This window comes from Eisenibacter elegans DSM 3317 (assembly GCF_000430505.1).
In the GTDB taxonomy this organism is placed as follows: Bacteria; Bacteroidota; Bacteroidia; order Cytophagales; family Microscillaceae; genus Eisenibacter; species Eisenibacter elegans.
In genome coordinates this window covers 134577-150258 of sequence record NZ_AUMD01000021.1, presented here as the reverse complement: position 1 = coordinate 150258, position 15682 = coordinate 134577, and the positions used below count along the sequence as shown (strand labels likewise).

The 15682-nt window shown below is 48.2% G+C and carries 8 protein-coding genes; 1 reads left to right on the top strand and 7 read right to left on the bottom strand.

Annotation, left to right across the window (positions count from 1 at the left end; all coding sequences use genetic code 11):
• Positions 1-250: 250 nt before the first annotated feature.
• Positions 251-3064, top strand: a complete 2814-nt coding sequence (locus G499_RS0109450) for a M16 family metallopeptidase (protein ID WP_035727097.1) — start codon at positions 251-253, stop codon at positions 3062-3064.
• Between the two features lie 245 nt (positions 3065-3309).
• Here G499_RS0109450 and G499_RS0109445 read toward each other — a convergent pair whose 3' ends face one another.
• The 7 genes from G499_RS0109445 to porU all read right to left on the bottom strand — a co-directional run bounded on the left by G499_RS0109445 (position 3310) and on the right by porU (position 15680).
• Positions 3310-5202 carry a CocE/NonD family hydrolase gene (locus tag G499_RS0109445; RefSeq protein WP_035727094.1) on the bottom strand — a complete coding sequence of 631 codons (1893 nt, stop codon included), beginning with the start codon at positions 5200-5202 and terminating at the stop codon, positions 3310-3312.
• 340 nt (positions 5203-5542) lie between these two features.
• On the bottom strand, positions 5543-5944 hold the full coding sequence (locus tag G499_RS0109440; protein WP_026999737.1) for a PAS domain-containing protein: 402 nt from the start codon (positions 5942-5944) through the stop codon (positions 5543-5545).
• A 213-nt stretch (positions 5945-6157) separates the two neighbouring features.
• On the bottom strand, positions 6158-8344 hold the full coding sequence (gene ppk1, locus G499_RS19430; protein WP_081413734.1) for a polyphosphate kinase 1: 2187 nt from the start codon (positions 8342-8344) through the stop codon (positions 6158-6160).
• Positions 8345-8665: 321 nt separating this feature from the next.
• Complete coding sequence (locus tag G499_RS0109425; protein WP_026999736.1) at positions 8666-9484, bottom strand: enoyl-ACP reductase FabI; 819 nt, start codon at positions 9482-9484, stop codon at positions 8666-8668.
• A 98-nt stretch (positions 9485-9582) separates the two neighbouring features.
• Entirely contained in the window at positions 9583-10881 is a 1299-nt protein-coding gene (locus G499_RS0109420) for a M16 family metallopeptidase (RefSeq protein ID WP_026999735.1), read from the bottom strand.
• Between the two features lie 103 nt (positions 10882-10984).
• A complete protein-coding gene (gene porV, locus G499_RS0109415; RefSeq protein ID WP_035727091.1) occupies positions 10985-12154 on the bottom strand; it encodes a type IX secretion system outer membrane channel protein PorV in 1170 nt (389 codons plus the stop codon).
• Positions 12155-12275: 121 nt separating this feature from the next.
• The gene (gene porU / locus G499_RS19425) at positions 12276-15680 is read right to left on the bottom strand and encodes a type IX secretion system sortase PorU (RefSeq protein WP_081413732.1); all 3405 of its coding nucleotides are present in this window, start codon (positions 15678-15680) and stop codon (positions 12276-12278) included.
• Between the last annotated feature and the right edge of the window lie 2 nt (positions 15681-15682).

Genomic DNA, 15682 nt, shown 5'->3' with positions numbered 1-15682 from the left:
CTTTTCTAAAAAGCCTAAAATATGGATGTTACTTTGCGTATGCGCTGTGCCCTTTGCGGTTGAATATGCATCAAGAAGAGGGAGTCAACATAACCACAACAAAGACCAAAAATGTCTAATGATGTGGAATAATCCCTGATTTATTTATTGAATAACCCCTAAATCAAACACAGTGCGTCCTCAAATCAAGTAAATATTAGTGAAAAGTTTCTATATTTGGGAATACCCATTACTTAAACCCATTCCTCTTATGAATAAGTCTCTTACTCCTTGGCGTATTGCGGGGTTGTTGGCTTGCTTGTGGCTATGCCTTACCAGCAGCTTATCAGCTCAAAATCAAACAGCAATCCCCCTAGATCCTCAACTGCGCATCGGCATCCTCCCCAATGGGATGAAATATTATCTACGCCAAAACAGCCGCCCTGAGAAGCGGGTCGAGCTACGTCTGGCCGTCAATGCAGGTTCTCTGCTCGAAGACGAAGATCAGCTCGGCTTGGCACACTTTGTAGAGCATATGTGTTTTAACGGTACTAAGAACTTCGCCAAAAACGAAATTGTCAGCTACTTACAGTCGGTAGGGGTAGCCTTTGGGGCAGACCTCAACGCCTACACCAGCTTCGACGAAACGGTCTATATTCTCCCCATTCCCACAGACAAGCCTGAGATTGTGCAACAAGGTCTGCAAATATTGGAAGACTGGGCGCATCTTGTCAGCTTTGAAGGCGAAGAAATAGACAAAGAGCGTGGCGTGATTGTAGAAGAATGGCGTTCGCGCCTTGGTGGCGAAGAGCGGATGATGCGCCAGTACTTGCCTGTGTTATATTACGGTTCGCGCTATCCTGAAAGACTGCCCATCGGGGATGTAGAACTAATCAAAAACTTCAAACACGAGGCCATCCGCAGATATTATAACGATTGGTATCGCCCCGATTTGATGGCCATTATGGCCGTAGGTGATATTGACCTCGACCAGATGGAGGCGCAAATAAAGGCGCAATTTGGCGCTATTCCTACAAAACAAAATCCACGCGAACGTACCGTATTTGAAGTACCCGGCCATGCCGAAACACTAGTAAAAGTAGCCAAAGACAAGGAGGCTAACTTTACGACAGTGCGCCTGTACTACAAACACCCGCTCAAACCAACACAAACCTTGGACGACCTACGCAATGACTTGGCCGTGGAGTTGGTCTCACAAATGCTCAACGCCCGCCTCAGCGAATGGATGCAGAAAGAAGGTACACCACTAGTATCTGCCTCTGCCGGAGATGGTAGCCTAGGGCGCGAAAGCAGTGTTTTTCAGTTGTTTTCGGCTACCAATGAAAGTAAAGTACGCGAAGCGCTCAAGATTTTACTCGAAGAGGCCAAACGCGCCCGTATCCACGGCTTCACGGAGGGAGAGCTTGTCCGTGCTCAGAAAGTGGTGCTTCAACGCTACGAAAAAGCCTACAAAGACCGCAACACCACCGAATCAGCGCGATTGGTCAATCAGTATATACAACATTTCTTAACTCAGCAACCTATCCCGGGCGCAGAGTTTATGTATGCTTTCGTCCAAGAACAGCTGCCAAACCTCGAATTATCTATGCTCAATAGTTTGGCTCAAAGCCTGATTAGCAAAGAAAACCGTGTGATTATCGTTACAGCTCCCGAAAAAGAAGAACTTGAGATTCCTACCGAAGAGGATATACAAAAAATTATCAAACAGGTAGATATCAACCGTGTGGAGCCTTATCAGGATAAAGTACTGGCAGACAAGCTAATGACGGCGCTACCCAAGCCCGGAAGCATTAAGAAAACCAAGAATCTATCAGAGTTGCCAGGTGTACAACATTGGGTGCTTTCTAACGGTGTAGAAGTCATTGTAAAGCCTACCAAGTTCAAAGATGACGAAATATTGGTATATGCCTACACCCCCGGCGGCTACTCTGTATTGACCGAAGAGCAACAACGCCACGCTTTTTTTGCTACAAGTATTGTCGCCGAAGGTGGCATAGCAGAATTTGATAATACAGACCTACAAAAAATGCTCAGTGGTAAAAATGCCCGTGTAACCCCTTTTATCACCACCACCAATCAAGGGATTAATGTCAGCACCAATCCTACTGACCTCGAAACGGCCTTACAACTCCTGCATCTATACATTACCAACCCGCGCTATAGCGAACAAGCATTCAATACTTGGCGTGACAAAACAGCGGGGATAGTTCAAAATCTAGGCGCAAATACGCAATTCTACTTCCTAGTAGAGCTGAACAAGCTCTTTTACCAAGACCATCCCCGTGCGCCTATCGTGTTGCCTTCGGTCGAAATACTCAACAGTCTTCAGGCACAAACAGCCTTTGAAGTCTACAAAAACCGCCTCTGCGATGCTTCAAAGATGACGGTAGTGGTAGCTGGTAATGTAGATGAAACCCAACTGCGGGAATTGAGCGTACAGTACCTAGCCTCTCTGCCCGTAAGCAACCGCAAAGAAGCTCCCAAAGACCTAGGGCTGCGCTTTACTACCCAACCGCTAAGCCAAACCCTCCAAAAAGGAAGTGATCCCAAAAGCTATGTCGGTATCGCCTATGGTGGGAGTATGCCCTATTCCACGCAAAATATCTTGAAACTGAGCGCACTAGGCTCGCTACTCACCAACAAACTTATCGAGCAACTCCGCGAAGAGATTGGCGGTGTGTATGGTACAGGAGCCAATGCCAGCCTAACAGCCTCACCCAACCCATCGTATACGGTAGTGGTCAGCTTCCCTTGTGCGCCCGAGAACGTCAATACCTTACGAGAGGCTGTTTTTGCCGAAATCGCTAAGATTCAACAAGGCCAAATCAGCGAGAAAGATATGACTAAGGTTACCGAAACCCTAAAACGCGATTGGGAAACCAACCAACAACGCAACCAGTTTTGGGTAAATGCATTGAGCGATATGTTCCAACACAAACTCCCTCTGAGCGACCTAAAGGCATACCCGAGCTATATCGACGAACTGAAAAAAGAGGACTTACAAGCCTTGGCAAAACAAGTATTTCAAGATAACCGAATAGAGCTGGTCGTAAACCCTGAGTAAATTCAGTTTGAGTTGAACAACCCCAGCTAATCAACTCCGTAAAGAGCGCACTTTCAACGCACTGATGCTCTATAAACACTCCATCCTTTTGGAGCGCAGAATGGATAGCGCAACTCTATTGAAAAATATCCCTGCCGATAGGTTTACAAGTCTGTCGGTAGGGATTTATGCCAAAGCTTCGAAAAGACCTGATTTTTTATACGAAACGCTCTAAAGATTTAGAACCTTTAGAGCGTTTGAAGATTTTATTTCAATACAGGCAGCTCGATGAGAGAGCTATGTACTTTGTTGTGAAACACGCTGTGGGTAGCTTTGATAAAGTCCTCTTCTTTGGCTTTGAAGATGTTGTCGACATACTTCTGTGGGTTGCGGTCGATGAGGGGAAACCAAGTACTTTGCACCTGAATCATCAGTCGATGGCCTTTTTTGAAGGTGTGTAACACATCTTGCAGTGGAAGGTTGATGTCGGTTACTTGGTTGGGCGTAAAGGGTTCGGGCTTTTCGTAGCTGTTGCGATAGCGCCCACGGATTACCTCGCTGCGCACCATTTGTTGGTAACCGCTGAGCTGCTTGTGTTTTGGGGTAAACTCATCGTTAGGCGTGTCGTCAGGGTATACATCGATAAGTTTTACGACCCAGTCGGCATCCGTACCCGTGATGGCTACCTTAAGCTTGGCCATAATCTCCCCGGCAATGGTGAGGTCCTCTGTCAAGGGCTCGGTTTGGAACACCAGCACATCAGGGCGGCGGGCAGCAAAGCGTTGGTCGCCGGTCATATACTGTCGTGGGGTAAACACAATCTTGATGTCCTCGGTATAAGGAACGGGCTTGTCGGGGTCGCTTACGAAGGTCGATACACCCTCGGCATTGTTAGGGGCTTGGGTGCTGAGTTTTCCCTTGGGGTGGAAGTAAAAGGCTGTTTTTTGTGCTTGTGGCAGCGGCCATTGATCAAACTTAGCCCATTCTTTGCGTCCGGTATCGAAAAGGTAGGCTTCGGGTAGCTTGGGGGTATCGCCGCCTTTGAGGTGGTAGCGGAAAAACGGCGCTTCGATTTCTTCTTGGTAAAACTTCGAGATGTTTTTGCCAAAAGAAATGTGGTTGATGACTTGGTCTCCGCTGTTGCGCGCCCAATCGCCGTGGCTCCAAGGGCCCATTACGATAGTATTGTTGATGCCCGGGTTGTTGCGCTCTAGGGTTTTGTAGATGTTGAGCGGACCGTAGAGGTCTTCGGCATCAAACCATCCGCCGACGGTCATCACGGCGTGCTTTACGTTTTTGAGGTGTGGAAGCAGGTTACGCTTCTGCCAAAACCCGTCATAATCGGGATGTTCGGAGAGTTGCTTCCAGAAGATGTTGTCCTCTCCATAATATTTGCTCGCATTGCTGAGCGGCCCCATATCGAGGTAAAACTGATAGCCGTCGCGGGTTTCAGGGCGTACCATTTGGTACCAAGGCTTGTCAGTAGGGGCTGTTTTCTGATAGCCAAACACGGGGGTAGCCAAAAAATAACTCAAGAAATAAGCGCCGTGGTGGTGGAAATCGTCAAAATAAAAATCGGCAATGGGTGCCTGTGGCGACGAAGCCTTGAGGGCGGGGTGGTTAGCCAAAGTACCTACAGCACTATAAAATCCTGGGTATGAGATGCCCCACTGGCCTACGTTGCCGTTGTTGTGGGGTACATTTTTGACCAGCCAGTCGATGGTATCGTGGGTATCGGTGCTCTCATCAATGGCGTTCTTGGGGTGTTTTACGCCTTGTTCCAGTTGTGGGCGCATATTGTCAAACTCGCCTTCAGACATAAACCTGCCACGCACATCCTGATAGACGAAGATATACTTTTCGCGCATCAGCGTTTCAGAAGGCCCCAAACGCTTCGGAAAGTTTTCCACTCCATAAGGCCCTACACTGTAGCAAGTACGCTGCATCAGGATAGGGTATTTGTTGGTTTTGCTAATGTCTTTGGGCGTATAAATGGCGGTGAAGAGCTTCACCCCATCGCGCATGGTAATATAGACCTCCTGTTTGTTATAATGCTCTTGAGGCAAAAACTCTTCCGTTTGGGCATAGCCTACGAAGGCACTCAAGCCCAGCCATAGCCAGAGCAACAGATATAGCGGGTAGCGTTTTGTGTATTGCATAAAAGTGATATGGTTTGTAAAATCAATCAACCGAGGTGCTGTTGCTCAGCACCCCAACACACAAAACTATACAAAACAAGGATATAGTGGTATTTTTTGGCTCAATAACTATTCTTACCCTACCAACAGCCCTATTACAGGGCTAAATGGAAAGTATCTTGAAGCAAAAAACACAGCAATCGGAGTCTTGTCGAGGCGATGGCCTAGCTCAGTCCACACCCTGCCGGGCATTTTTGGAACAATATCTCGAAGCCGGAGCTCCGAGATAAGCCAAGGCCTCATTTTGGGGTAAAATAAGACTTAGCCCACAGTGGGATTTGAGAAGTGTCCAGTGGTGTGTTTAGTCCAGTATTTCGAGCAGTTCAACAAAAGTGATTTTGTGAGGCTGTTTGTTCAGCTTATCCGAAAAACGCGCATCTACCGTGATTCGCATCCGCTTGCCGGCCTTGTTGAGCACTACCCAACTACGCGATATTTCTCTCTGAGAGGCAATAAAATCCTCGTGTAAGTCATTGAGGTGCTCTTTGGATTCCTCAGGTACAACCATCAAAAAGTGTTGGCCTACTAACTCTTCCCGGCTATATCCATAAATCTCGGTGTATTTGTCATTGACATAGGCGAAGTTGCCTGATGCATTGGTAATGCAAATACCATATTCGGAAGCGTTTATAATCTCCTGAACTTCTTCGGGCTTAGCATTGATTGCATCCCTGATTTGGCGAGTTTTGAATAAATTGACCATAGGTTTATGTTTGTTTGAAAGGTATGTACACTGACTAGTATTTGCTTGATTACCATTAATTTTTGATGTATCAATTTCCCAAACTACTTTCCATCGGGTATATAAGATGTTCGTTGATTTTGGTGTTTACCCCTACTTTGGTGTATCTCCTTCAGAATAGGGCTTGCAAAACTATCCTGAAGGAACCCTTGACACGCGTCAGTGCCTACATCACTAGCGCGTTTTTTTATCCATAAAAAGCTGGGTAGGCTGTTGGAGCAAACCCTGCATATCAAAAAAAGCTTCGTGTAGATTGACCAACACCTCTCCCGCCGCTGGCACTTTGTGCACATAGCTGCCATCCTCCTGCATCACATAGCCATTGACATTATCCTTAAGGTTGATGTCTAAGATAGTAATGATTTGAGACAAGACAGACTCATCCGTAATCAGGAACAACGATTCTATCCGGCGGTCAAAGCTGCGTACCATCGCATCGGCACTCCCTCCATATACTTGCGGTTTGCCGTTGTTATGGAAGTAATAAATACGGCTATGTTCCAACAAATCTCCCACCAAAGAGATGACCTCGATGTTTTCGCTCAGCCCTTTTCGTTGTGGACGCAAGCAACATATTCCCCTAACAATCAACTTGATAGGCACCCCTGCCTGAGAGGCCAAATACAGCTCGTCGATAATGCGCTGGTCTTCAAGTGAGTTGATTTTAATCACCACGCCACAGGCCAGTCCTTTAGCTGCATTTTCGGCTTCGCGCCTCAAGAGCGCTATCAGCGCATCGCGCATCGTGTTGGGCGATGTAATGAGATTGCGGTAGCCCAAAGGCTGGGAATGCCCTGTGATGACATTGAAAAACTCCGAAATATCTTGCCCATAGCCCTCCCTCGCACTTAGCAGCCCAATATCAGTATACAGTCGGGCGGTAGATTCGTTGTAGTTGCCGCTAGACATATGTACATAACGCACCACTTGGTTGTCTTCCTTACGAACAATCAGCATCAGCTTGGTGTGTGTTTTATAGCGATTGAAGCCATAAATCACAAAGCAGCCGGCTTTTTGTAGGCGTTCGGCCTCGCGGATATTATTTTCTTCGTCAAACCTAGCCTTTAGCTCAAACAACACCGATACGTGTTTGCCATTTTCAGCGGCCTTGAGCAAGGCTGTAGACACGCGGGAGTTTTTGGAAAGGCGATAGATAGTGATTTTGATTGCCAATACATCCTCGTCTTCGGCGGCGGCTTCTAACAGCTCCAATACCGGCTCGAAGCTGTTGAAGGGGTGATGTAAGAGCAAGTCCTGTTTTTTGATAAGCTCAAAGATATCTACATCCGGCTCATTCATCCCCACCGGAGCCACACTAGGACTGATACTTGGGATGCGGTCTCTGAACTCATCGTGTAGGGCTATTTGGAACAGCCCTGTGTAGTCAAGCAGGCTATCCGTTACGAAGATATTATCTTCTTCCAACCCCCAGCGCTTGCGCAATGTGCGGATGGTGCGCTCGGAGAAGCCTCTCTCTACCTCTATCCGGACGGCACGTCCGGTTTTTCGGGTTTTGAGCTTAATCTTGATTTCATCTATGAAGTCCTGCTCTATGTCGTCGCTTTCTTCTAGGGTAATGTCGCCGTTGCGGGTGATGCGGAAGAGCGAGAGTTGTAAGATTTCGATGTTACGATAGAGCTTGTCGATGTGTGTACGGATGATTTCCTCTATCGGAACGAAGACAAGGGTGTCTTCCCTGTCGATTTCATAAAAACGCGGCAAATTTTGGGGAATTTGCACAAAGGAGAGGCGCTCCTCCTCTTTGTCTACGGAGCTGCCTTTGGTAACGACCCCAAAACACATCAGCTTGTTCATCAACAGCGGGAAGCTGCGATAATTGTCATATGCCATCGGGGTAAGCATCGGGAAGAGCGTATACATAAAATAATTGGCTACTTGGGCTTGCTCTTCGGGGCGTAGCTCACTGACTTTGGCTATTTGTAGGCCGTTTTTACTGAATTCGGGCAATAGCTCTTGTTGAAAACACTGATGTTGTGTTTTGGTAAAGGCTTGAATGGCTTCAAACAAGATTTTTTTGAATGGCCGCTCGCGCAACCCCGAATAATCGACCCGCTCCTTACTGTAGTCGATATAGTTGTAAAGGCTTCCTACACGAATCATAAAAAACTCGTCCAAGTTGGAGGCCGTAATGGCCAAAAACTTCAGCCTTTCAAAGATAGTACGGGAGGGTGTTCGGGCTTGGTCAAGCACCCGATCGTTGAACTGCAACCAGCTCAAATCGCGGCTGATGTAGTTACTCTTATTGATAAGTGTACTTGTTCGGCTGCGGCTGCTGGCGGGTTGGGTACGGGTCTTGCCGTTAGTTTCGACAGGTATATGGGTAGTTTTGGCGTTGGTCATATCTCAAAAAAATCAAAAATAGGAAAAGCAAAAAGGTGTCGGTATTTGTGGAGGTCTTGGTGTACTGCCCGACATTTTGGGCAAAATAAATCCGAAGCCCTAGCTTCAGAGTTATGAAAGACCTTGTTTGCTACAAAGCCAAGATTTTGTACTCATCAAATCCACAGTTTTGGTTGTGGATTTGTGGCAGGGTACAAGAGTATGGGGCTTGGCTCATTCAAGGCTTCCGAAATTAGTAAGTTTTGGTAGTATTTGCAAGCTAATAGCACAAAAAATCCCTTGCTACGCAGTGTAACAAGGGAATTGGCTAGTGTTGAGGGCTTATTGTTTGGGTTTGAGCCTCTCAATAATTTCGTCGGTAATGCCTGAACACGAGAAGCCTCCATCGTGGAAGAGGTTTTGCATCGTTACCTTACGGGTCAGATCAGAGAACAACGTGATGACATAATCGGCACATTCTTCGGCAGTCGCATTGCCCAAGGGCGACATTGCGTCAGCATAATCAAAAAACACGTCGAAGCCGTCGATGCCAGTGCCGGCAGTAGTTTGGGTAGGTGATTGAGAGACGGTATTTACACGTACTTTCTTGGTCTTGCCCAAGCGTGCCCCATAGCTGCGGGCGATAGACTCCAACACAGCCTTGGCCTGGGCCATATCCGAGTAGCTGTCGAAGGTACGTTGTGCAGCAATGTATGACAGCCCTACTACAGAGGCGTAGTCGTTGAGCGCATCGAGTTTTTCGGCAGTTTGGAGCATTTTGTGGAATGAAAGCGCCGAGATATCGATGCTTTTCAAAAACCAGTCATAGTTCAAATCTCCATAATCCCGTCCTTTGCGCACATTGGGGCTCATTCCGATAGCGTGTAACACAAAGTCGATTTTACCGCCCAGTACATCCATTGATTCTTGGTAGAGCTTGGTCAGGTCGTCTACGCTGGTTGCATCGGCAGCGATGATAGGCGCTTCACATTGCTCGCCCAAGGTCTGCAATGTTCCTAGGCGCAGAGCCACCGGGGCATTGGTTAGGGTAAAGCTTGCCCCTTCTTCTTTGGCGCGAAGGGCGATTTTCCAAGCGATAGAGTTTTGGTCGAGCGCACCAGAGATAATCCCGCGCTTGCCTTTCAAGAGGTTGTATGCCATAATCGTGGAGACTTAAAAGTGTAATGATAAGCTCTTGCAAAAGAGCTATTGTTGACCAAAGGTACAAACAATTCTTATTTTTTTTACCACCAAGCGTATCAGTCCTGAAAAGGTGATGCTGCGCCTGCTACCACGGTGTGCAACATCTTTGGGTCGAAGTATTGTTGCATTACCTGTTGTATTTCGTCCGGGCTGATAGTCGCGATGGCTTCAAAATAGCTTTTGAAAAATGAATAATCCAACCCAAAGAGGTATATTCCTTTGTACTTGTTCATCAGCTCAAAAGGGCTGTTGATACTGCCGGCAAAAGCACCACGCATATAGTTCCGCACAAGCTCTAGTTCGGCTGTTGCTACAGGTTCTTCTTGCAGTTTCCTGATTTCGCCGTTGATTTCGGCCAGTGTCTGCGCAGCAAACTCTGCCTTCACATCCGTGCCGATTATCCATAGGCTTTCCCCTTTGGGAATACTGCTAAATTGGGAAGAGATACCGTAGGTGTACCCTTTGTCTTCTCGAATGTTTTTCATCAATCGCGAGCCAAAGTACCCTCCAAACAACTCGTTGGTGATAAGTACTTTAAAGAAGTTGGGGTCGTTTTTGGGGAACATCACCCGCCCTACTCGGATGGAGCTTTGTAGCTTGGCTTCGTGTGGCAAAAATATTTGTTGGTCTGTTGTTGGTTGTGCCAATGGCAACTGCGTAACGGGCTTGGCTGCGCCGAAGTGTAAGGCTCCCAAGCAGTTGCGGAGGTACTGGAGATGCTCGGGGGCTAAAGCACCCGCTACAAATACCTCAAATACTTGTCCTCGGATATGGGTCTGATAAAACGCTTCGAGTTCGGCCATCCCTATTTGGTCTACCTCCTCCGGCGTGGCCGTCAGTGCTACTGGGTGGGTTGCCCCGAGAGTTGCTTCTCTAATCCCCTTAGAGGCTACATAGGCTGTTTTCTGCAAGCCATTCAAAATCCCTTGTTTGGTTACTTGTTTGAGGGTATGTAGGCTTTCTTCAGGAAAGCTGGGTTGCTCTACCAACTCCAAAAACAAGGTCAACACAGCGGCTAGGTGTTTGGTAGGGGCATACACTACCAAGCTACTATAAGTAGCTGTGTTGCGTACTTCCCAAAAAGCCCCCAGATTATCCATATATTCGCTAATTTGCCCCGCGCTGCGTTTTTGTGTGCCTTCGGCCAACATTTTGAAAGTCAACGACGGGATAATGGTGCTCTGTGCGTGGGTTGTGCCAGCTTCAAACATCAACTCCAGATAACACACCGGCTGCACACCAGCGCTCAGATGATGTAACTTCAGCCCATTGGGCAGGGTTTCGGCTACCGCCTCTTGGGGCGATATATTTTCTATTACCTGAAAATCAGGAGCTTTACTTCGGTCTAGCAACATAGAGACATTGATTTGGCATAAAAAAATAAGGGCAGTGCTTGGGAATATCCCAAACACCACCCGACTTTCCGGCAATCGCCAGTGTTTATGGAAGGCTTTGCGTTTAGTCGTTCTTGAAGTCAAACAACAGGGTAAAGCGCAAAGTTTCGGCCAAGGGGTTGTTTTGGTTTTGTGGCAGCAGATAGGCCACATCCAAACCAAAGAGGTTGTAGCGCATCCCTAGGCCGATAGTGAAGTAACGGCGGTTGCCTTTATTTTCGTTTTCATAAAAATAACCAATGCGCGCAGCTATCAGGTCGTTGTACCAATACTCTACCCCGGTAGCAATGCTGACTTCTTGCATCTTTTCGCGGAAGCCTCCAGGCGCTTGGAACAAGCCCGAAGCCATCCCCTGAATTACACCCACATCTCGCGGATTGCGGCCACTGATGATATTGCCTTGGCCATCTATCTGTGGCGGAGTAGGCACTAGTAGCTTGTTGAAGTCCATCCCGAAGGTAAACTTGTTGTAATCGTCGAGGTAGGTGGTAGAAGCAAAACCTACCCGCAAATTGGTTGGGATAAAATCAGCCTCATTGGCATTAGAATAAGACACCTTAGGGCCTAAGTTAGACAAATTGGCACCAAAGGCAAAAGAAGAGTTTAGCCCCATAAAGTCCAGTGCCTCTGATTGATAGAACATCGACAGGTCAAAAGAAGCCGAGTTGACCGCACGGGTTTCGGTTTGGTTCGACAGGATCAGGTCTGCCGTCAGGTTGGAGTGCAAGTAGCGTGCCGTTACCCCAACGCTAAGCCGCTCAGACAGCTTGCGGGCATAAGACACATCAAAGGCAAACTCGCGTGGAGTAAAATCACGGATGGGATTGCCTATGTCATCTGTGAAGCTGAAATTCCCCAAGTTGAAATAGCGTAGCGAAGAAGAAAGCCCTTGTAGCTCGTCGATTTTGTAATAGCCCGACAAATAAGAAAGCGACATATCCCCTACAAACCGCTGTAACCAAGGGCTGTAAGAGAACGCAAATCCAAATTTATTCTTTAGAAAAGCTACTTTAGATGCGTTCCAGTGGGTAGTATTGGCATCTGGCGACATCGCCACACCCATATCGCCCATACCGGCAGAGCGGGCATCAGGTGCTATGTTCAAAAAAGGAAGGGAGGTGTTGATAACCCTACGGGTAGTATCTTGTCCCAACAAAGCTGGATTTTGAGCAAATAAGCCGCCCGTACTACATATTAGTAAGGCTGCCAATAGCGAAATTTTTTTCAACATCATTGCAAGTGGATATTATCAAATAGGCTTCGCGCAAAGATAGACAGAATTATCACAAAATAGTACGCTTGTTTACTAATTTCAGTGAGGTGTTTTTACCAGTCCTTGCGTTCGTTTGACGAGGTCATCGGGCAACCAATATTTTGATACTTTGTCTGCCCTCAATCTGTCTGAGCTTAGAACGCAACCATACCCGGCAGATGTATGTGCCGTTGTGTATTTTCATTCCCTTGCTATCGCGCCCATCCCAAGGAAGCAGGATTGTTTCTGGAGCAGCGAGAAGCTCCAAGTCCCAAGTCTGTACCAAGCGCCCTTGGTTATCTACCAACTGTAGGGTTAGGCTGAGATCTTCGCCGGCTTGGTCGTGTCGGATGCGCAAGGTGGCATTTTCGCTCATTGGGTTGGGATAAATATCGGCCAAGGAGATGCCTATCCGCAAGATTGGATTGACCACAAAGCTCAGCTGCTCCTCCGTGCTATTGTTCCACACATCCCAAGCCTCAAGGCTGAGCTGATAGGTACCGGCTTCGAGTCGGGGGAGTGCAAAGCGGAGTCGCCCCGATTGGTAGGTGTCCAAATCGGCCACATATTCCTCGTTCAGTATCCATTCGCGAACCCGCCCATCGGGATAGCGAAGGCGTGCCCGGATGGCATTATTAAGCCCCGCAGTAGAGATATTGATGCCGCTCTCGTCGCTCAGGGCTGCGCCCAACACAGGGCGGTCACCCTCGATAGCCTGCCCAGACACAAAGCTTTCATCATTGATCCACATCCGAATTGTGGGCGGTGTACGGTCGGGGGTTCCTAAGGGAGCGCTACCTCCTACCACCAAGGTGTTGATTCCGTGAGCATCGGTAGCGGCAAGGCTGTCATAAGCATATACCCTCAAGTTGCCCTCGCCCAATTGATAATTGATATTTTGGGGGATAATGAAAGCTGCCTCATACTGTCCATTCACCACCCGTACTTGTCCTCGAAACAAAGGGTTGTCTACCTCCTGAAAATTCATCGCAGGAGCGCCCACTCCTAGGGTGCGGCGGGTGAGCGGTTTGTCGTGTAGGGTAACTAGGGCAAGCCCGTTGAAAGTACTGAGTCGTTGCCCTTGAGTGTCGCGTACTTCCCCTTGCAGCCTAATTTCTTGCAAAGCCCGTAGGGTATCTGCCGAAATCTGGGTCAATGTTGTTTGGTGTTTGGGATAGTTGAGGCGCATAGAAGGGTCTCCGAGTAGCGAGAAGTTCCGATTGACCGCCCCTCTGAGTGCGGCGTTCTTGGTCAGGCGCATTACTTCTCCCAATCTGGGCGGTTGACCGGCAGCATTGGCTTGGAAAATAACTTGGTAAAAAGCTTGATTAAGGGCAAAATTAGTGCTCGAAAACACTGGTCTTGTCGTCGTAATTAGCCCAATGGCACCTCCCAACGGGTTGAGTATGGCCAGTTGTGCGCCAGAGGTAAGGGTAGGGTTATCGTAGCGCCCAAACTCACAGGTTGCCGTTACGACCAAGGGCAGGCGTGTGTTGCGTAGATTTTGCCAGTGTCCGGCATTCATAATGTCTTCCTCTGCCCATCCAGTCTCGGCACCGTGGCCGGTATAGTTGACAATAAGGCTGCCTTTGTCGATACGCTCCAACAAGCTTTCTGTCAGCTTAGGGCTGGTTGCGCCTGCGCCACCCAACTCACGGGGAAACGCATCCAGAAATTTTTTCAATGGTTTGTATGCCGGAGCATTGTTGAGCACTTGTTGGCTGAGTTGTTCTGCATCTAGTTGATGGATATTAAAATCGCCATCATCGGCCACAAAAGTCAGCAGGCTGCGCCAATTCCCCCATTGTTGGGCATTACTCTGGCTGTAACGAATCAGCTTTTGAACCATCCCTGCGGCCTGTGTGGGCGTGCGGGCAGGTAGGCGGCCAATGCCCACCTCTAGGGTATGGTCTCCTCCGAAATTTTCTACCCATTCCCCCTCTTCCGGCTCCAGAAAGCCAAAATAGTCATCCGAAGCATAGCTGAAAATAGGGTGTATCGACTCCCTCGACTCATAAATCGGCACCAGATTGCTGTTGTTAGGTAGTCGGTTTTTGTAGTCTACAGAGGCTGCGCCAAAGAGCAGCACATAGCGTAGTTGCTCGGGCTGTCGTGTATACAACATTCGAATAAAGTCACGCAGCGCTGTGAGGTCAGGTCTGCCGCCCGAAAATTCGTGATACACTTGCACCGTATTGACCACCAGCACATTAAGCCCGTCGTGATTGCGTCGGAAAGCCGCCAGTTGTTCGGCTTCTGCCTGCAAGCTAGGGTGTGTGATAATGAGCAAGTTGGGGGTAGGAGATGCGTGCAAGTTTTGGTTATTGATGCGTTGCGCTGCTATAGGGGGGGGGAAGTTCTCTCCCTGAAAGACCAAAAAGGAACGCAACAACCCTGCGGTAGCCACGGCAAAAACTGTCTGCCCATTCTCAAACCGCTTGTTTTGTAGTTTGGGCTGCAAGGGGTTGCTGATATCCCAGACCACTGCCCCGGCCTGTGTCTGTGCAATACGATAGGCTGCGGTAGGGTATTGCAACGACTCAAAAGTACGAAATACCGTTGGGCTATTATAATAAGCCAAGCGCCGCTGTATTTGTAGTGTCAGATAATCAAGATAGGCTAAATTATTGTTACCTTGGCGGTTATAGCGCACATCTAGCCGGATAGCGCCGGGATTGCCTACGGTATTGGCTGCAAAGTCAAAAGTTCGTAATACCTCCTGTACCTTGGGGTCATAACGTTGTTGGGGCAAGATCGGAAACCCCAGCTGCCCAATGTCGGTATTGTTGGCGCGGATGCTCAAGGTAGCGCTTTGGGTACCGCCGCCTACTGCCTGTATACGGAGCTTAAGCGGGCTATTGGGCAATAAGCCTTCTGTATTGATGTTGAAGGTGTGTAAGGTATTGTCGTTGAAAGTCTCGCCATACCACTGCCTGCCTGAAAGCAGCAAAGATACCCGCTCCTGCTCGTGATGCCAGTAGTCATCAAAGTGCTCAAATACCACGCTGGCAGCCCCCAAATCTGCTTGGGGTTGAAGCCGCGCCTGCAAGGACGAATGATCGTGAAGTGTTAGGAAATAATAATTGGTATCCGCATAGAGGTTGGTTTCGGGCAAGAAAAGCTGATTAGCCGTATCAATCCGCACTTGGTGTGCGCCTTGGGCATAAAACAAGAAAAAATCTTGCTCTTGAAAAGCAGGAGCTTGTGGATTGTTGAGCCAAATGGCTACCGGTTGAAGGTCGTCAATGCGGGGAGCACTATTGCGTTGGGGCAACATCCCGTTGCCGGCGCTATAGAGGTGTAGTTGTGAAGGGGAGATGCCTTGCGTCCAACCTTGTTGGCGCAGCCACTGACCGGAAATTTTGTACAGCCCTTCTTCTACAATAGCTATCTTGAGCCATTGCCCCTCAGATAAAACAGAATTGGGGGCAAAAGTTTGGGCAAGCACAGCATCAGTTTGTATCAATAGCCATACGCACAAAGCCACAAGGCGCAGCATTCCTCTCATAG